The following is an 18,352-nucleotide window of genomic DNA, read 5'->3' as shown; positions in this document are numbered from 1 at the left end:
GTCGAACACGCGCGTGCACGACAGAAAGTCCGTAATCGGCATCATCTGTCCTTGCTACCGCCTACGTCACGCTCCTACTTCAACGTGCAAAGCTGAGTTTTTATTAACCCGCTCCAGTAGCCACGCCGCTACCCAGACCCCGAACAGCCGAAGTGTTTTCCCCCACTCACCCGAACCCAACTATAACGCGCCGGACGCGGGAGATACGAATGCACCGAGGACGCACCTACGACCACGAGAGCGTACAGGAGTTCTGGCAGTACCGCTGGAACCAGGAAAACCCCTACGAACTTTCGGATCTGGAGGACCCGCTGTACGTCCTGGGGATGTTCCCCTACACGTCGGGCAACCTCCACATGGGCCACGTCCGCAACTACGCCATCACGGACGCCTACGCCCGGTTCAAGCGCATGCAGGGTCACGACGTCCTGCACCCGATGGGCTGGGACGCCTTCGGCCTGCCCGCCGAGAACGCCGCCTACGAACGCGCGACCGACCCCCAGTCCTGGACTGACTCCTGCATCGCCCGCATGCGCGAGGAGATGGAGACGATGGGCTTTGGCTACGACTGGGCCCGCGAGATCACGACCTCCGACCCCGACTACTACCGCTGGAACCAGCAGTTCTTCCGGGAGTTCTACGAGGAGGGGCTGGTCGACTACCGCGGTGCCGAGGTCAACTGGTGTCCCGACTGCGAGACCGTACTGGCGGACGCGCAAGTCGTCGATCCGCCGGCGGACGTCGACCTCGACCCTGGCACCGAGGGGGTCTGCTGGCGGTGTGACACGCCGGTCGAGACGCGCGAACTCGACCAGTGGTTCTTCACGATCACCGACTACGCCGACGAACTGCTGGCTGGGCTGGACGACCTCGATGGCTGGCCCGACAGCGTCACCGAGATGCAGCGCAACTGGATCGGCAGACGCGAGGGCGCACGGATCGCCTTCGAGGTGGCGGAGTACGGCCCGGTCGAGGTCTTCACCGCCCGACCCGAGACGATCCACGGCGCGACCTACCTGGCGGTCGGCCCCGGCCACGACCTCGCCCGCGAGCTGGCTACCGAGGACGCGACCGTCGCCGAATACGTCGAGACCTACGAAGAGAGCGAGGTCGCCGGCGTCGCGACCGACCGGACGGCGACGAATCCCGCGACCGGCGAGGAGATCCCGGTCTACGTCGCCGCGTACGTGCTCGACGACGTCGGCACGGGCGCGGTGATGGGCGTCCCCGGCCACAACGAACGCGATCACGACTTCGCGACGGCGATGGACCTGCCGATCCGCCAGATCGTCGAACCCGACGAGGGTGAGAGCGACGTCGAACGCGAGGCCGCCACCGGCGACGGCGAACTGCTCGACAGCGGCGAGTACACCGGCCTCTCGACGGAAGTGGCTCGATCGCGGATCGTCGAGGACCTCGACGCCGCACAGCTGGACACCCAGTACCGTCTGCGGGACTGGCTGATCTCCCGCCAGCGCTACTGGGGGACGCCGATCCCGATCGTCCACTGCGAGGACTGTGGCCCGGTGCTCGTCCCCGAGGAGGACCTCCCGATCGAACTCCCGGAGTTCGTCCAGACGCGAGGTAACCCCCTGGAGGCGGCGACCGACTGGAAGGCGACGATCTGTCCCGAGTGTGGCGGGCCCGCCGAGCGCGAGACCGACACGATGGACACCTTCGTCGACTCCTCGTGGTACTTCCTGCGATTCCTCTCGCCCGACCGTGAGGACGCGCCGTTCGACCCGGAGATCGCCGACGAGATCCTCCCGGTAGACGTCTACGTCGGCGGGAAGGAACACGCCGTGTTGCACCTGCTGTACATCCGGTTTTTCGCCCGCGCGCTCTCGGACATCGGTCTGCTCGATTGCCGGGAGCCGGTCGATCGGCTCGTCAACCAGGGGACGGTGCTGCACGGCGGGCGGAAGATGTCTGAGACGGAGGGAAACGCGATCGCGCCCCACGAGTACGGCGCGGAGACGACGCGGCTGTTCGTCCTGAGTGCGGCCCACCCGAACCGGGACTTCGACTGGGCGGCCAAGGACGTCGGCGAGGCCTACGACCTCCAGCAGGGGATCTACAGCCTGGTCTACGAGTACGCCGACGGCCTTCAGCTGGCAGAGCGCGACGGCCCGGCCGAGCGATACCTCACGCGGGAACTCGACCGGACGGTCGCGGCCGCGACCGAGGACTACGATCGCTTCCGGATCCACCAGGCGATCGATGAGGTCCGCCGACTCACGCGACTGCTCGGCCAGTATCGCGCCTACGAGACGCCGGACGCCGAGACCTACCGGACGGGGCTGAAGACCCTGCTTCGGCTGCTCGCCCCCGTCGCGCCGTACCTGGCCGAGGAGTGCTGGAACATGCTACAGGCCGACGGGCTGATCGTCGACGCCGACTGGCCGACCGTCGAAAGCGACATCGAGGCCTACGACCGCGAGCGGACGCTCGTCGCGACGGTCAGAGACGACGTGCGCGACATCGTCGAGACAGCCGGGATCGACGATCCGGAGCGGATCGAACTGGTCGTCGCCCCGGAGTGGAAGTATACCGCTTACGAGATCGCACGCGAGCAGTCGGGTGATTCGGCCGTTTCGGAGGTGATGGGCGACCAGTCGATCCGCGAGCACGGCGAGGCCGCCGAGTCCTACGCGAAGTCCCTCACGCGGGAGGGGCTGGAGCCGATCCTCTCGCGAGCCACCGAACGGGCGGAACTGGAACGCGCCTCGTGGCTGCTCGAAGACGAGTTCGACGCCGCGGCCGACGTGCGCGAGGCGGCCGACGCCGACGCGGAACTCGCCGGGAGAGCCGAGCCCGGACGGCCGGCGATTCACATCTCCTGACACCGGTGCGAGGGAGGGCGGGCTCCAAACCCACAAGTCGATGCAGCCCCCAGTGGTGGTAAGCGATGGGAGGTCGCCAGTTGCTCGCGGAGGCGAACGTGTCCTTCGATCCCGAGACCGTCGAGATCGACGACCGGGACGTGCTGGAGTTGCTCGATCCGGTCGTCCGCGAGTGGTGGGTCGAGCAGTTCGGCGCGTTCGTGCCCGAGAACGGTGGGTTCTTCACCCCGCCACAGAAGGGGGCAATCCCGCACATTCATGAGGGCGAGAACGCGCTGATCGCAGCACCGACGGGCAGCGGAAAATGCGTTAAGTCAGATACTCCTGTCCTGATCGAAGAGGACGGTTTCGCCGAGGTAGCCCTTGCAGACGAACTACTGGACCGTCGCGGGCAGAAAATCACAGACGTGGATGAGGCGGGATCACTCTACGACAGCGATATTTCGGCGTTCACACTCGATAAAGGGGACTGGAGCATTGATACCCATGGTGCCAATGTCTACTCCGAACCGTATTCTGGGGCGCTTCGCCGGATCGAAACTGTGTACGGACGTGAGGTAGAGGTGACACCCTCACACCCGCTACTCGTCGAGACGGATTCCGGGGTCAAGTGGCAGGCAGCGGGGCAAATATCTGTCGGTGACAAAATCGCCGCGCCGCGGTGGATAGATCTCCCGGAAAAACCGATCGAGACAGATATTGAGGCTGGACTCGAAATACTACGAGAGCGATACGATATGGTTCTGACGAGGACAGAGTCGGACCGGACGGTGTCACAGTTGCACAGTGCCGAAGACTGTGACGGCCTCTCAGAGAAGATACTGCGACGGGCGATGGCTATGGCGAACCTCTCGATGAACGATGTCGCTGAGTCGCTTTCGATGGGACTGTCTACCGTGTATCAAGTGATTACCGGACAGAGTGACCACAAGTCGAGCGCGATTGCCACACTCCTCACCGAGCACGTGACACCGCTTGACGACAAAGAGATTCTCGTCAAGAGTGACAATGGACGGGTATCGAGATTTCGATACCCCAGGTATATCGACCCTGAAATCGCTCGCGTTACTTCGTTTGTCTTGGCAGAAGGGTTGCTTGCTGAGTATGACAAGGGGTGTCAGTTCACCATTTCACAGCGCAAGCGCACGGATTTACTGGAGAAGGTCCTCAACACACTCAGCGAACGGTTCGGGGCCGACCCAATGCCCCAGAGCGACATTGATTGGGTCATCGGCGACACTCCGTTTGCGCTGTTTTTTTCGGAGATCTTCGATATCAATCGTGGCCCGAGCCGCGAGGTCCCATTCCCGAAATGGGTTCTCAACGCCGAGCGGTCGGTAAAGATAGCCTTCTTGGAGACTTTTCTATCGTTAGAAGCAGACGTGAGGGAAAATGAGCTGGGTATCTGTCAAGCCAACGAACGGAAGATCGAGCAACTCGGGTACCTCCTTCTCGACTTCGGCATCCCTTCATCTCGTGGTCGACGCCAGAGCTATCCGACCGACAGTGCCGAACCAACAGTCAGAGAGTACTATCGACTCACGATCCGGCAGAAACCGGTATTACGAAAACTAACAGAGGTGTTTACGGTAGAGCACGACAACTGGAGCCGCCTCAAATCCCACAGCAAGGGGCAGACGAGTGGCTCTCTCGTCGGAAAACACCGGTTCGACTACGAAGACATCAGAAACCTATCAAAGTTTTATGAAAACGATCGGAAGTTCAACGAGCATCTCGGCGACGTGTACGAAGTCGTAAGACGGACTGGCTATATTACCGAAAGCGCTCTCCGCACGCTCCGAGAAGAACTGACGGGACTTCCCGATACTCCTGACGTCAACGAACTCTCCGCCCGGATCGAGAGCCTTCTCGACAGAAACGTCATGTGGCTAGAAGTGACTGCCAACGAGACAGTCGACTATCAGGGCACGATCATCGATCTGAATGTTCCGGGCCCACACAACTTTATCGGAGGACGAGGGGGACTCTACCTCCACAACACGCTCGCCTCGTTTACCGGCATCATCAACGAACTGTTCGCCCGCGACCGCGCTGACGACCTCGATAACTCGGTCTACTGCCTCTACATCTCCCCGCTCAAGTCGCTGGCGAACGACATCCACCGCAATCTCGAAGTGCCGCTGGAGGAAGTCACCGAGAAACTCGACGAGCGCGGCGAGGAGGTCGAGCTCCGCCACGCGATTCGCCACGGCGACACCGACGACAGCGAGCGCCAGCGTATGCTCGAACGGACGCCCCACATCCTCAACACCACTCCGGAGACGCTGGCGATACTGCTCAACTCTCCGAAGTTCAAACGGAAACTCGAAACCGTCGAGTACGTCATCGTCGACGAGATTCACAGCCTCGCGGCCAACAAGCGCGGGACGCACCTCGCGGTCTCACTGGAGCGACTCGAGGCGATGGCCGAGGGTTCGCCGACGCGGATCGGCTGTTCGGCGACCGTCGAACCCCTGGAGACGATGGCAGAGTTTCTGGTCGGAGAAGGGACTGACGGCGAGCCACGCGACTGTGAAATCGTCGACGCCCGCTTCGCCCGGGAGTTCGACATCGAGCTCTCCTGCCCGACCGACGATCTGATCGACACGCCCCCGGCGGTAGTGACCGATCGCTTCTACGAGCAGTTACACGACCTCATCCAGGAGCACACGAACACGATCGTCTTCACCAACACGCGATCGGGTGCCGAGCGGGTCTTGCACAACCTGCGGGCGAACTTCGAGGCCTACGACGAGGATAACTCCGGCGCCCACCACGGCAGCCTCTCGAGGGCCAAACGCGAGGCGATCGAACGACAACTCAAAGCGGGCGAAATCGACGTGGTGACGACCTCGACCAGTCTCGAACTCGGGATCGACATGCCACACGTCGACCTCGTGGTACAGGTCGGCTCGCCCAAATCCGTGGCCGCGCTGCTCCAGCGCGTCGGCCGGGCGGGCCACCAGCTCGGCGAGACCGTCACCGGTCGCGTCATCGCGCTCGATCGCGACGAGTTGATCGAGTGTGCGGTCATGCTCCAGAAGGCCGAAGCGGGGTTCGTCGATCGCGTGTTCGTCCCCGAGAACGCCCAGGACGTCGCCGTCCAGCACGTCTACGGGATGGCGATCAACGGACCCAGACCGGAGGCGGAGATCCGCGAGATACTCACGCGAGCCTACCCCTACCGGAACTACACCGACGAGCAGTGGGAATCGCTCATGCGGTATCTCACGGCCGATTATCCCGGTCTGGAGGAGAAGAACGTCTACGCGAAGATCTGGCGCGACACCAACGATCCACCCGAGGGCGAGCACCACTACGAGGCCTTTGACGTTGGCGAGGGGCTGATCGGCAAGCGCGGCCGGATGGCCCGGGTCATCTACATGACGAACATCGGAACGATCCCGGACAGTTTCACCTGCGACGTGTTCACCCGGTCCGGCGAGGAGTGGGTCGGCCAGCTCGACGAGGCGTACCTGGACAACCTCGAGACCGGCGACGTGTTCGTCCTCGGTGGCGAGCACTTCGAGTTCCGGTACCGCCGCGGCTCGAAGGTCTACGTCGACCGGACCGCAGCCAGGCCGACCGTCCCCTCGTGGTTCTCCGAGCGATTGCCGATGAGCTACGACCTCGGCCGGGAGATCCTCGCCTTCCAGCGGGAACTGCTCGACCGGCTGACCGACGGCGGTCGGCCGCGGGTCCGAACGTGGCTTCGGGAGTTCCCCATCGACGAGCACAGCGTGCGGGCGATCACGCGACTGTTCGACGAACAGGTCCGATACGCCGGCCCCGAGAGCGTCGCGACCGACGATCGCCTGGTCATCGAGGAGGTGCGCGATCGCGGGGAGTACGAGCGCCGGTATCACGTCCACTCGACCTACGGCCGGCGGTTCAACGACGGGTTCTCGCGGCTGCTGGCCCATCACGTCGCCCGGCAGGCGACGGCCAACGTCCAGGTCGCGGTCGCGGACAACGGGTTCACGCTCTCGATGCCACTCAACCGGAAGGTCGACGTCGAAGGACTCGTGGGCGACCTCGATCCCGAAACGGTCCGGGAGGATCTGCGGGCGAGTCTGGCGGGCACGGACCTGCTGGAGCGGTACTTCCGGATCAACGCTACGCGGGCGCTGATGATCCTCAAACGCTACAAGGGCTACGAGAAGTCGGCCAGCGAACAGCAGTTCAACGCCGACATGCTGCTGGACTTTGCGGCCGACCTCGAGGAGTTCGCCGTCATCGAGGAGACCTACCGTGAGATCCTCGAGGACAAACTCAACGTCGATGCGATCGAGAACGTGCTCGACTCGATCCAGTCCGGCGACGTTACGGTGCACGCAACCAGGATGGACTCGCCGACGCCGCGGGCGTTCGGGCTGGCGACACTGTCGGCCAGCGACGTCGTCCTCGCCGAGGACGAGTCCGCAGTGCTGCAGGAGTTCCACCAGCGCGTGCTCGAAGCGATCGACGACGAGCCCGTCGATAGCGCAACTATCGAGTGATCGCAGTCAGGCCCGCACGCGAACGAGCACCCGCCCGAGTCCGGGACGGAGAGCTAACCGTCGAGTTCCCAGACGCGGACTTCGTCCATCCGGTCCTGAGGATTGAGGTTCCGGACGCTCGAACCGGTGACAGTGACGAGCTTCCAGGCGGCGGCGACGCCCGCTCGCAGGGCCTTTTCGTCGTCCCAGCCTTGCTCGTAGGCCCACAGAATCGTCGCGAACATCGCGTCGCCGGCACCGACGGTATCGACCACTTCGACCTCGACGGCCGAGGAGTACAGCGTCTGCTCGGGCGTGACCATCACCGCACCCTCTTCTCCCATCGAGGCGATGACGCGCTCGAAGCCCATCTCGTGGAGCTGTAGTGCCGCCTGTTCGCAGTCGGTGATGTTCTCGATAGTGATGCCGGTCGCCGCTTCCAGCTCTGTGCGGTTCGGACGGCAGTACTCGTAGGTCTCTTCGAGGTCGGGCAATACGTCGCCGTGGATGTCGACGGCTGTTTTCCAGTCGCCGGCGGCCGCGATGCGATCGACGTCAGCGGCGTCCATGCCCGGCGGCAGGCTGCCACCGATATTGAGTATCTGCGGGTCGTGTCTCTTGACCGTCTCGATCAGCAGATCGACGATATGATCGGTCACTTCCGGTCCGGTCTGTAGCAGCCGGTACTCGGATCGGGCCTGCTCTTCTTCTTCGACCATCCGAGACGTCTGGAACTTTTCGCGTGCAGGCGCGAGAATCGTCGTGCTGATCCGTGTGGGTGCAGACTCGATCGTGCAGAAGTCAGTCGGGATGTCGAACTCCGCCAGGTTCTGTTCGAGGAAGTAGCCGGTGAAGCCGCCGGTGATCCCCGTCGCGGTCGTCTCGCCACCGAGCGCGCGGACGAACTGCGAGACGTTGATGCCGTTGCCACCCGCGTCGAACTTCGCACCGACTGACGTCTGGACCGTGTCTGGCTCCAGCGGTTCATCCATCTCGATCGTCTGGTCGACCGCCGGATTCGGCGTCAGTGTGAGTATCATATCCGTATCGTCTCGTCGCGGGGACTTAATTGTCGCCTCCTCGCGTCCACTCCTTCCCGCTCGCGCTTCGCGCACCGCTCGCGGCAAACACTTGGTTCTCGCGAGCGAAGCGAGCGAGAGCAGGGAAGTCGCAGCCCGCACAGCGAGTGCGGCGAGCGAGCAGGACCGTCTTCCCGTGAGAAAAAGCCGGATCCTCACTGCGTTCGGTCCGGGGAAGCGGTCCCCACTGGTCGCTGTATGCTCGCACTGTCTCGCGGGTCACTCCGTTCCCCGCTCGACTGGCCGAGACACCTCGGGTCGCTCGGAGTCTCGCTCCCTCACGGGTCGTCCCTCGCCGCTCGACTGGCCGAGACACCTCGGGTCGCTCGGAGTCTCGCTCCCTCACGGGTCGTCCCTCGCCGCTCGGCTTTCCGAGACTCCTCGCGTCGCTCGGAGTCTCGCTACCGTCGGACGACCTCAATCTCGTGGCCGTCGGGGTCCTTGGTGAACGCGTAGTTGTAATCACAGGACTCCGGATCGCGGTAGTCCTCGGCGTGGCGGCTCATTAGCATCTCCCAGTACCTCTCCAGGTCGGACTCGTCCGCGCGCACGGCCACGTGGCCCCAGGCGTCGCCGAACTCGTAGCTGCGGCCGTCGTGGTTGTAGGTCAACTCCATCGACATCGCCTCGTCGGGTGCGCCCTCGGGTTTGAGGAAGTACAGCGAGAAGCTGTCGTGCTCGCTACGGCGGAACATCTCGTAGTCCAGCTTGCGGGTGTACCAGCCGATGGACTCGTCGACGTCCTCGACGCGGATCATCGTGTGATCGATCGACCACTTCGCGCCGTAGTCGCGCTCGACGATCTCGATCTCGTGGCCGTCCGGGTCCTTGACGAAGGCGTACTGGCCGCCACAGGAGTCGGGATCGCGGTAGTCCTCGACGCCCTCGTCCATCAATTGCTCGTAGGCGTCGTAGACATCCTCGACGCGCACCGCGATGTGGCCCCAGGCGTCGCCGAACTCGTAGCTGCGGCCGTCGTGGTTGTAGGTCAACTCCAGCACTGCGCCGTCCTCGTGCATGTCTTCGGGCCCGAGAAAGGCGAGCGTAAAGGACGAGTGCTCGCTCTTTCGCTTCAGCTCCCAGTCGAGATGCTCGGTGTACCAGTCGATCGATTCTTCGAGATCTTCGACGCGGACCATCGTGTGGTCGAGAATACCGTCCATGTACGAACGGTAGGCTGCAGTGTCGAAAAGCGTTCTGAAAGCGGTGACGCTGTCTTTTGCTCTCACGTTCTGGGGACGACGTTGATGTTCGTCCGGAACCGATTGTCCGGATCGTATCTCGTCTTCAGTTCGGCGAGTCGATCGTAGCTCTCGCCGTAGACCAGCTTCGCCCAGTCCTCGTCATCCTGCTGTTCGTAACCGACGTAGCCCGGATACGCGTACTCGCCGCCGATGTCGCGCGCCTCACGCTCACGTCGTCGCACCCACTCGAGGTTCTGGTCGGTCGTCTCCGGGTCGACCCACTGCCCCTCGATGATGAGCAGGTACTCCTTGTCGGTCCAGGGTGCGGCCGTGTCGTGGTCGCCGTCTCCGATAGCGCCCCCCATCGGCCAGAGACCGATCCCGTCGAGTGGCGACGGCGCGTCGTCCGTTCCGGTCCGGACGAGTTCGAGGTGTTCGTCGGTCAACTCGTCGAGGAAGACCGACCGCTGACTGTACAGGTGCCCGTCGGGGAACATCTCCGCGCCGAGCTCGTGCAACGCCATGTAGGGCATCTCCCCGGACATGTCCAGGATAGGATCCCCGAGAGACCGGTACGGCTCGAGCACCTGCGGGGCGTCGTCGGAATCGCCGAGATACGCTCCCATGATCGCGATCGACGGCTTCCCCTGCAGGTCCTCCGGGACGTCCGGCAACGGCGGGACGTGCGTGTTCAGCAACATGGTGCTGAGAGCGTCTGGAGCCGTGGTCGTCAACTCGCGGAAGCCCTCGAGCACTGCTTCGGCATCGTCGAGTGGATAGAAGACGCCGAGTGCCGGGACGACCGGTGACGTCTCGTACAGCTCGAACGTGAGTTCAGTGACGACGCCGAAGTTCGCGCCCGCGCCGCAGATTGCCCAGAACAGGTCCGGGTCGCTGTCGGGGCTGACAGTACGAACCGTTCCGTCGGCAGTGACGAGTTCGACTTCCCGGAGGGCGTCGAAACCGGCCCCGTGCTTGCGCCGCATCCAGCCGAGTCCGCCAGCGAGCGTCGATCCGGATATCCCGACCACGGACGCGCTCCCCGTAGGGAACGCGAGCCCGTGTTCGAGCGTCCGTTCGAGAGCCGCCCCGGCAGTCGCGCCGGCACCGACGGTGGCGCGCCGCGCGTCGCTGTCGACGTCCACGGCGGTGAGGTCCGCAAGGTCGACGACGAGTCCGTCCTCTACGAGGGCACTCCCGGTCTGGTGGTGGGCGTTCCCTCGAATCGATAGTTCGAGGCCGTGCTTGGCTGCGAACTCGAGGCTGGCCGCCACGTCATCGGCGTGCCGGACCCGGACGATGACTGCCGGATGCCTGTCCACGAGCCCGTTCCACACGTTGCGGGCGTCCTCGTACGCTTCGTGGTCCGGGAGGATCAGGTCGCCGCCGAGTCGCTCGTCGAACGTTTCGGCGTCTGCAGCTGGTCTCTCATTGATCGATCCGTTCGGTGATGCATCACCACTCATGATCATCACTGAACATAAAAGCGATATAGTGGTCAGGGAACGAGCAGAAAGTTCCGGTGCAGCGTCAGACCCGCACCTCGAAAAATACGCCTTTCAGATCCGGCCAGTACACCCACCAGACCAGCACGGTCGTCGTGATCGGCACGACCGGAATCGCGAGATACGCGGGACGGCCGCCCCAGCCGAGCGCGAACTGCAACTGCGTCAGCCCGACCAGCACCAGCAGTCCCGCCGTCAATCGGCGGTCTTCCAGATCCGCCAGTCCGAGCGCCGCCGAGACCAGCGCCAGACCGTACAGGACGACGCCGAGCGGCCAGGCATAGACGTACTGGGGAAGTCCCCGCGTGTACACGAACAGGTACTCGTAGATCGTCACGACGCGCCAGGGCTCGCCCACGCCGAGAAAGCCGAACGGGAAGAACAGCGTCGTCACACCGCCGGTCGTCACCACTGTCCAGGGGATCGCGCCGACGAGTGCAACCAGTAGCAACCGGCGACGCGGGTCAGTCATCACCGGTTCACGACGATCCGAAGGACGTCTTCGTCGGCCAGTTCGTGGTCGCGGCCGACCTGCTGGTCGTCGTGTTTGGCGCTGGGACCGGACACGCGGGCGAACCGGAACCGCTCGTCGAAGCGGCCGCCGATCTTCTTGCAGGCGTCGCCGACGGTGTCGCCCTCGAACAGTATGAGCGGGTCCTCGTAGTCGACGCCGCGGCCGGGCTTGTCCATGTAGATCCGGACGAGTCCGAGTTCGTCGTAGATCCGCTCTTTCAGCGCGTCCAGCCCCTTTTCCTCGACGGCGCTGATGAAGACCGCCTCCTCGGGATCGATCCCGTGTTCGCGGAGGTTCTCGTCGACTGTCTCCTTGTAGTCGGGCTCGATGAGGTCGGCCTTGTTGACGGTCACGATCGAGGGCAGGTACTCGCGGTTGTCCATGATCCCGTCGATGAGACGGTCGATGTCGACCTGCTCGCCGATGGTGACGTCGGCGTTGACGTAGCCGTGCTCGCGCAGGACGCTCTTGATCGTCTGCTCGTCGAGATCCAGATCGACCGAGGCGTTGACCGTGATCCCGTCCTTGTGCTTCTTGCGGACCGAGACGTTCGGAGGTTCGGCGTCCAGACGGACCTTGTTCCGGTAAAGTTCCTCGCTGAGACGCTCGTACTGGTCGATCTCGAACACCGAGAGGACGAACACGATCAGGTCAGCCGTCCGGACGACCGACAGCACTTCTTTCCCGCCGCCGCGGCCGCCCGCGGCCCCTTCGATCAGTCCGGGCACGTCCAGCATCTGGATGTTCGCGCCCTTGTACTGGAGCATGCCGGGGTTGACGTTCAGCGTGGTGAACTCGTACTCGCCGACCTCGCTGTCGGCGTTGGTCATCGCGTTGATCAGCGTGGACTTGCCGACGCTCGGAAAGCCGACCAGCGCGACGGTCGCGTCGCCGTGTTTCTCGACGGCGTACCCGGGGCCGCCGCCCGACCCCGACTGCTGGGTCTCGAGTTTGTCTTTCTTTTCGGCGAGCTTGGCCTTCAGACGGCCGATGTGCTCCTCGGTCGCCTTGTTGTAGGGCGTGTCGGCGATCTCCTGCTCGAGTTCTTCGATCTCCTCTTCGAGCCCCATTACCGGGTAGTCCGCCACCGTCGCTCAAAAGGGCTTCCGTCCGCGGTCGCCACGTCGGCGGGCCGGATCGATACCGACACGATCGCCGTGGGCAGCCCTCGCACGCGGGACACGGAAAAGCAATTCTTAAACCCGCGCCGACGGATTCTCGCATATGGCAGGCACAATCGAAGTTCTCGTTCCGGGTGGCCAGGCCGATCCTGGTCCGCCCCTCGGTCCCGAGCTCGGACCGACCCCGGTAGACGTGCAGGCAGTCGTCCAGGAGATCAACGACCAGACCGAAGCCTTCGACGGCACCGAGGTCCCCGTCACCGTCGAATACGAAGACGACGGTTCCTTCGAGATCGAAGTCGGGGTCCCGCCGACGGCCGAACTCATCAAGGACGAGGCCGGCTTCGAGACCGGCAGCGGCGAGCCCCAGGAGGAGTTCGTCGCCGATCTTTCCGTGGATCAGATCAAGCAGATCGCCGAGCAGAAACATCCCGACCTGCTCTCCTATGATCTCAAGGCCGCGGCCAAGGAGATCGTCGGCACGTGCACCTCGCTGGGTGTCACCATCGAGGGCAACAATCCGCGCGAGTTCAAAGAGCGGATCGACGACGGCGAGTACGACGACGTGTTTGCCGAAGAAACCGCCGCATAAGCGGCGTCGAGGCAAACGCACGAAAGGCGAGTCTTTCGAGGCGAAAGCCTTTCTCGCCCGCCTCACCTGACATCGGACATGGTGACGTTTCTCTCGGGCGGGACGGGCACGCCCAAGTTGCTCGCGGGGGCTGACGCTGTCTTCGATCCCCGGGAGACGACCGTCGTCGCGAACACCGGTGACGACATCGAACTCGGGGGCCACCTCGTCTGCCCGGACGTGGATACGGTACTGTTCCTGGAAGGCGACGAGCTCGATCGGGAGACGTGGTGGGGGATCGACGGCGACACGGCCGAAACCCACGACAAACTCCACGCACTCGCCGACGCTGCTGGCCTCGACGCTGGCCCGCGGTATCTCCCCGACGAGCGCCAGATCGCCGGCCGCGAGATCGCGCGCTGGCGGCGCTTCTCGGCGGTCGCCGAGTTCATGCACATCGGCGATCAGGACCGGTCGATCCACCTCACGCGGACGGGGTTGCTCGACGAAGGGCACACGCTCACCGAGGCGACGGCCGTCCTGGCCCAGGCGCTGGGCGTCGAACGGTCGATCCTGCCGATGAGCGACGACCCCGTGGCCACCCTCGTTCACACGCCGGCGGGCGTCCAGCACTTCCAGGAGTGGTGGGTCGGCCGTGGCGGGGAGCCGCCGGTCGAGACCGTCGAGTTCCGCGGGGCCGAGACAGCCGCTCCGACCGACGCCGTGCTGGAGGCGCTCGACGCGCCGGTCGTGATCGGCCCCTCGAACCCCGTCACGAGCATCGGCCCCATGCTCGCGATGGACGGGTTCCGCGACGCGCTCGAGTCGACGCCGGTCGTGGCCGTCTCGCCGTTCGTTGAAGACCGGGTGTTCTCCGGCCCGGCCGCGAAGCTGATGGCCGCCACCGGTCGCGATCCCTCGACGGCGGGGATGGCCGACGCCTATCCCTTCGCGGACGCGTTCGTCCTCGACAGCGACGACGGGACCGACCTCGATCGGCCGGTCGCCCGCACCGATACCGCGATGGACACTGAAGCCGACGCCGAGCGGGTCGCCCGGACGGTCGAACGGGCGCTCTCGGAGCTCGGAGTGGAGGTGTCGTCGTGAGATCGATCGTCGACAACGCCGAACTGGCGCTGCTGCTCGAAGTCGCCGGGACGCCAAAGCCCGGCAACGTCGACCGCGAGCGGGAGTACGACGACCTCCGGTTCGAGCACTTCCTCGCCGGCGCGGTCGGCGCACGGGCGGGGCTCGAACTTGCGGCCGATCCCGACGGCCCCCCGATCGGCGAAGCCTTCGAGCGAGCCGTCGAGGGAATGAGCGACCAGCGTGGGGGGAACACGCAGTTCGGCGCGCTGTTGCTTCTCGTGCCACTTGTGCGCGCGGCAGCGCGCGACGATCTCTCGCCGTCGGGTGCACGCGAGGTCGCCGAATCGACGACTGTCACCGACGCGGCGGGCTTCTACCGGGCGTTCGAGCACGTCGACGTTTCCGTCGACGACCCGCCCGCGGACCTTGACGATCTCGACGTCCGGCGGGGCAGCGACGCCGTGCCGGCGTTGCACGCGCGCGGACTGGCGCTCGACGCCGTGATGGAACGGTCGGCCGACCGCGACGGCGTCGCCCGCGAATGGGTCGAAGGGTTCCCGCGGAGTTTCCACGCCGCCGAGCGGCTAGGGGACCTGGAGGGGCCGGTCCCGGATCGCGCGGCGCAGGTTTTTCTCGAACTGCTGTCCGACGAACCCGACACGTTCGTTGCGATCAATCACGACGAGACGACGGCCGAGCGCGTCAGCGCCCGCGCACGGGCCGTCCTCGAGGGCGACGGGGACGCCGACGCGCTGGCCGAGGACCTGATCGATCGAGAGATCAATCCCGGAACGACGGCCGATATCGTCGCGGCGGGGCTGTTCGTCGCACTTGAGCGGGGGCTGGACGTATGAGCGACGACCACGACGGGGCGCAGTGGGCGGTCGAACTCCGCGGCGTCACGGAATCGGTCGTCACGACGCGCGGGCCGAACGGCCGCTGGAACGTCGCCGCACTGGGGCTGCACGCGGGCGATCCGGTGACGGCTCGAACCTGGGGGCGGACGCGCACTCGCCGGAACTTCGAGGCGCGCGGCCGGGGGTACGTCCAGTTCGCGCCCGATCCGGTTGCCTTCGCCGAAGCGGCGCTGACGATCCGCGAAGAGAGCGATCCGATCCTCGACAGCACCGATGCCTGGGTCGAGATCGAACCCGAACGGCGCGCAAGCGGGACCGAGGGCGGCACGGAGTGGGTCGACTGGGAACTCCACCCGGTCGAGAGCCAGGTCGTGCGCCAGGGCGTCCGGACGACCAATCGCGGGTATTACGCCGTCATCGAGGCGACGGTCGCAGCGTCCCGACTCGGCGTCGAGACTTACGACCAGGGTCGGCTCCGGGAGCGACTCGACTATTTCGAGGGCGTCGTCGAGACCTGCGGTGGCGAACACGAGCACGAGGCGTTCGAGATCGTCCGCGCGAATGCCGACTGGTGACGCCGTCTTTCTCGTGTCGGAGTGGTAGTCCTCGTCAGACCAGTGTCGCTTCGAATCCTTTTTGAGCACTGTCCGGCTACGTGGGCCCACATGGCGATCAAACCGGCCTACGTCAAGAAGACGGCAACGATCCTGATGGAGAAGTATCCCGACGCCTTCGGCTCGGACTTCGAGCACAACAAAGAGGTCGTTTCGGAACTGACCAACATCGAGTCGAAGGGCGTTCGCAACCGGATTGCTGGCTACGTCACGCGAAAACAGAACCGGCCCGTCGAGGCCTGATCTCCGATCTATCCGCTGGTCTCTGTCTCCTTGCCACTCTCCGCGATGGCCTCGCGATAGACGCGCCTGATTGTCTCGGTTCCGTCGATCTCCTCGCGTCGGCCGTCGAGAACGATCTCCCCCTCGTGCATGACGGTCAGCCGATCGAGCACCGGCGCAAGCGCGTCGATCCGATGGCTCGACACGACGACGGCGTTGCCCTCGGCCGCGTACCCCTCGAGGAACTCGAGTAGCGATTCGCGCGTCACGTCGTCGAGATCGGCCAGCGGCTCGTCCAGCAGCAGGAAGTCGGGCGACTTCAACAGTCCGAGCGTCAGATCGAGTTGCTTGCTGTACCCGCCCGACAGCTCGCCGGCCCGGCGGTGAAACACCCGCGACAGCTTGAACACTTCGACGACCTCTTTGACCCACTCGATGTCGGGATCGCCGGCCAGCGCGCGGAACACGTCGAGGTTCTCCCGCACGGTGAGGTCGTCATAGAAGGCCGGCTCCTGAAAGCTCGCGCCGATTCGATCACTCGCGGGGCGGACGACCCTCCCTTCAGTCGGACGGACCAGTCCGAGCAAGACGCCGAGCAGCGTCGACTTGCCCGAGCCGTTCGGCCCGGCCAGACAGTGCACGACGCCGGGCTCGATCGACAGGTCGACGCCGTCGACGGCGACGACCGGGCCGTAATCTTTCGTCAGGTTCTCGACGGCGAATCGCTCTGTCATGGTCAATCACCCCTCCGGTAGAACACGATCGCGGACTCCAGGACGACCAGCGACGCGAGCGCGGTCGCACCGAGCAGTGCGAAGTAATCGGCGTACAGCCCCAGTGGCACGTCCTTGAGCATCTCGCTGCGGACGATGATCGTCGTGTAGTGTAGCGGGACGGCCCTGACGATTTCTTTCCGGATCGGCGAGAAGAAGCCGGCCGGATAGATCAACCCCCCGAACGCGACCAGCCCGAACAGGACGATCACCGAGAGGAACCGACCGGTCGTCCCGAAGCGGGTCGCGAACATGATCGCCATCGCGACGGCAGCCATCGCGAGGAACGACAGCAACAGGGCGGCGACGATCCCAGCCGAGACCGGCGTCATCGCGTAGCCGAGCGCCGCCGTGACCAGCCCGAACGTCACGATGGGCAGCAGCATGAGCAGCGTGAAGTAAAGCAGCTTCGCCGCGACCAGCGACTCCAGCGAGGAGTCGGTCCGGATGCGCTGGATCGCCCGTGACTCGCTGGCCAGATTGTAGGGGACGTACGTGAACGCGAACAGCATCAGCGTCGCGACCAGCAAGATCGGGATCAGGTACTCCGAAAGCGAGCGCGACTCGCCGACGACCGTCCGCTCGACCGTGATCGACGTGGATGCGCCCGACTGCAGGCGATAGTTGAGGATGCTCACCATCGCTCTCGAGGGCTGGTCGAATAGCACCATGCTTCCCTCGACCGTGAGGTTCAGTTGTGACTGCCGGGAGTCGTTCAACACCCCGGGCGGTACAGTGACGACTGCATAGACCTCTTCGCGGTGTAAGGCGTCCATCGCCGCGGCCTCCGAGTCGTATCGGACCGGCTGGGCGAACGTGACGGTCGCGGCGTCGACGAGTTCGAGACTGCCGTCGTCGGTCGTCTCGTCGCCTGGCACGACTGCGACCGGCGCCTCCTGGGGGATGACGTGCTGGAACGTGACGCTCGCGTACCCGGCGGTCGCGGGCAACACCAGCAACAACACGACCAGCGCGGCCACGTTGTGCTTGCTCCAGCGCAGTTCCTTGCGCAGCAGGGCTCGAAGACTCACGACGACTCGTCTGGGAGTGACAGGAGGAGAGTGAAAAGCGTTGGCGGTTCGCTGCGACCGCTGCTCGCTCCCATCTCTCTGGCTTCCTATCGACTGTTACTCGCCGTTCTCGATCGGGCCGTCCCACCCCTCCAGTCCGTCCGCGAGACTCACGACCGGCGTCTCTTCGATTCCTTCGTAGGAGGCGATCAGTCGGGCGGCCTGGACGCTGGATTCGCCGTGGGGACAGACAGTGACGATCCGATCGGCGTCGCCGTCCAGTTCGTCGACGCGGTCGACGAGCCGGCCGAACGGCAGGTTCCGGCTGCCGGGGATGTGTCCGTGATCGAACGCTGCAGGTCGACGGATATCCACGATTTCGACGTCGGCGTCGGAATCGAGCAGATCCGTGAGTCCCGACGCGCTGATTTCGCCATCCATACTCGCGATCAGGATCTGCCGCGGGATATCCCCTACGGAAGCGGATTCGGC

15 protein-coding genes are annotated in these 18,352 nt (G+C 64.7%); 7 read left to right on the top strand and 8 right to left on the bottom strand.

From position 1 onward, the window contains the following. Positions 1-209 precede the first annotated feature (209 nt). Positions 210-2,843 (top strand): leucine--tRNA ligase, encoded by a 2,634-nt coding sequence (leuS, locus tag OB916_RS14475; RefSeq protein WP_315910009.1) that lies wholly within the window; start codon positions 210-212, stop codon positions 2,841-2,843. A gap of 65 nt (positions 2,844-2,908) precedes the next feature. Next, a complete protein-coding gene (locus OB916_RS14470) occupies positions 2,909-7,342 on the top strand; it encodes an ATP-dependent helicase (protein WP_315910008.1) in 4,434 nt (1,477 codons plus the stop codon). A 53-nt stretch (positions 7,343-7,395) separates the two neighbouring features. Here the strand turns inward: OB916_RS14470 and pfkB are convergent, their stop codons facing one another. The 5 genes from pfkB to OB916_RS14445 form a co-directional block, all read right to left on the bottom strand. Further along, the gene (gene pfkB / locus OB916_RS14465; RefSeq protein WP_315910007.1) at positions 7,396-8,361 is read right to left on the bottom strand and encodes a 1-phosphofructokinase; all 966 of its coding nucleotides are present in this window, start codon (positions 8,359-8,361) and stop codon (positions 7,396-7,398) included. Positions 8,362-8,801: 440 nt separating this feature from the next. Next, positions 8,802-9,563, bottom strand: coding sequence for a VOC family protein (locus OB916_RS14460; protein ID WP_315910006.1), 762 nt, complete (start codon positions 9,561-9,563; stop codon positions 8,802-8,804). 62 nt (positions 9,564-9,625) lie between these two features. Continuing rightward, positions 9,626-11,050, bottom strand: a complete 1,425-nt coding sequence (locus OB916_RS14455; RefSeq protein ID WP_315910005.1) for an FAD-binding oxidoreductase — start codon at positions 11,048-11,050, stop codon at positions 9,626-9,628. Between the two features lie 64 nt (positions 11,051-11,114). Continuing rightward, positions 11,115-11,561 (bottom strand): TIGR04206 family protein, encoded by a 447-nt coding sequence (locus OB916_RS14450; protein WP_315910004.1) that lies wholly within the window; start codon positions 11,559-11,561, stop codon positions 11,115-11,117. Next, on the bottom strand, positions 11,561-12,673 hold the full coding sequence (locus OB916_RS14445; protein ID WP_315910003.1) for an OBG GTPase family GTP-binding protein: 1,113 nt from the start codon (positions 12,671-12,673) through the stop codon (positions 11,561-11,563). The genes OB916_RS14450 and OB916_RS14445 overlap by 1 nt, the downstream gene beginning before the upstream one ends. A 154-nt stretch (positions 12,674-12,827) precedes the next feature. On the opposite strand from OB916_RS14445, the gene OB916_RS14440 reads away from it, so the two are divergent. The 5 genes from OB916_RS14440 (at position 12,828) to OB916_RS14420 (ending at position 16,098) form a co-directional block, all read left to right on the top strand. Next, complete coding sequence (locus OB916_RS14440; RefSeq protein WP_315910002.1) at positions 12,828-13,316, top strand: 50S ribosomal protein L11; 489 nt, start codon at positions 12,828-12,830, stop codon at positions 13,314-13,316. Positions 13,317-13,394: 78 nt separating this feature from the next. Further along, entirely contained in the window at positions 13,395-14,402 is a 1,008-nt protein-coding gene (gene cofD, locus OB916_RS14435; protein WP_315910001.1) for a 2-phospho-L-lactate transferase, read from the top strand. Continuing rightward, positions 14,399-15,238 carry a triphosphoribosyl-dephospho-CoA synthase gene (locus tag OB916_RS14430; protein WP_315910000.1) on the top strand — a complete coding sequence of 280 codons (840 nt, stop codon included), beginning with the start codon at positions 14,399-14,401 and terminating at the stop codon, positions 15,236-15,238. The genes cofD and OB916_RS14430 overlap by 4 nt, the downstream gene beginning before the upstream one ends. Then, a complete protein-coding gene (locus OB916_RS14425; RefSeq protein ID WP_315909999.1) occupies positions 15,235-15,816 on the top strand; it encodes a DUF447 domain-containing protein in 582 nt (193 codons plus the stop codon). Before OB916_RS14430 ends, OB916_RS14425 begins: the two co-directional genes overlap by 4 nt. 90 nt (positions 15,817-15,906) lie before the next feature. Continuing rightward, a complete protein-coding gene (locus tag OB916_RS14420; protein ID WP_315909998.1) occupies positions 15,907-16,098 on the top strand; it encodes a 30S ribosomal protein S17e in 192 nt (63 codons plus the stop codon). Between the two features lie 8 nt (positions 16,099-16,106). Here OB916_RS14420 and OB916_RS14415 read toward each other — a convergent pair whose 3' ends face one another. From OB916_RS14415 to OB916_RS14405, 3 genes are all read right to left on the bottom strand, one after another. Beyond that, positions 16,107-16,811 (bottom strand): ABC transporter ATP-binding protein, encoded by a 705-nt coding sequence (locus OB916_RS14415; RefSeq protein WP_315909997.1) that lies wholly within the window; start codon positions 16,809-16,811, stop codon positions 16,107-16,109. A 2-nt stretch (positions 16,812-16,813) separates the two neighbouring features. After that, positions 16,814-17,881: an ABC transporter permease gene (locus OB916_RS14410; protein WP_315909996.1), complete on the bottom strand. Its 1,068-nt coding sequence runs from the start codon at positions 17,879-17,881 to the stop codon at positions 16,814-16,816. A gap of 96 nt (positions 17,882-17,977) precedes the next feature. Then, positions 17,978-18,301 (bottom strand): rhodanese-like domain-containing protein, encoded by a 324-nt coding sequence (locus OB916_RS14405; protein ID WP_315909995.1) that lies wholly within the window; start codon positions 18,299-18,301, stop codon positions 17,978-17,980. Positions 18,302-18,352: the final 51 nt, after the last annotated feature.

Origin of the sequence: Halapricum hydrolyticum, assembly GCF_025517535.1 — an archaeon.
In the GTDB taxonomy this organism is placed as follows: domain Archaea; phylum Halobacteriota; class Halobacteria; order Halobacteriales; family Haloarculaceae; genus Halapricum; species Halapricum hydrolyticum.
This window is presented reverse-complemented; position numbering and strand designations above follow the sequence as displayed.

Coding starts and splice junctions, on each gene's coding strand:
- OB916_RS14425 (WP_315909999.1), top strand. CDS start 15,235: ATGAGCGACGACCACGACGGGGCGCAGTGGGCGGTCGAACTCCGCGGC.
- OB916_RS14470 (WP_315910008.1), top strand. CDS start 2,909: ATGGGAGGTCGCCAGTTGCTCGCGGAGGCGAACGTGTCCTTCGATCCC.
- OB916_RS14440 (WP_315910002.1), top strand. CDS start 12,828: ATGGCAGGCACAATCGAAGTTCTCGTTCCGGGTGGCCAGGCCGATCCT.
- OB916_RS14415 (WP_315909997.1), bottom strand. CDS start 16,811: ATGACAGAGCGATTCGCCGTCGAGAACCTGACGAAAGATTACGGCCCG.
- OB916_RS14460 (WP_315910006.1), bottom strand. CDS start 9,563: ATGGACGGTATTCTCGACCACACGATGGTCCGCGTCGAAGATCTCGAA.
- OB916_RS14405 (WP_315909995.1), bottom strand. CDS start 18,301: ATGGATGGCGAAATCAGCGCGTCGGGACTCACGGATCTGCTCGATTCC.
- OB916_RS14420 (WP_315909998.1), top strand. CDS start 15,907: ATGGCGATCAAACCGGCCTACGTCAAGAAGACGGCAACGATCCTGATG.
- cofD (WP_315910001.1), top strand. CDS start 13,395: ATGGTGACGTTTCTCTCGGGCGGGACGGGCACGCCCAAGTTGCTCGCG.
- OB916_RS14455 (WP_315910005.1), bottom strand. CDS start 11,050: ATGAGTGGTGATGCATCACCGAACGGATCGATCAATGAGAGACCAGCT.
- pfkB (WP_315910007.1), bottom strand. CDS start 8,361: ATGATACTCACACTGACGCCGAATCCGGCGGTCGACCAGACGATCGAG.
- OB916_RS14445 (WP_315910003.1), bottom strand. CDS start 12,673: ATGGGGCTCGAAGAGGAGATCGAAGAACTCGAGCAGGAGATCGCCGAC.
- OB916_RS14450 (WP_315910004.1), bottom strand. CDS start 11,561: ATGACTGACCCGCGTCGCCGGTTGCTACTGGTTGCACTCGTCGGCGCG.
- leuS (WP_315910009.1), top strand. CDS start 210: ATGCACCGAGGACGCACCTACGACCACGAGAGCGTACAGGAGTTCTGG.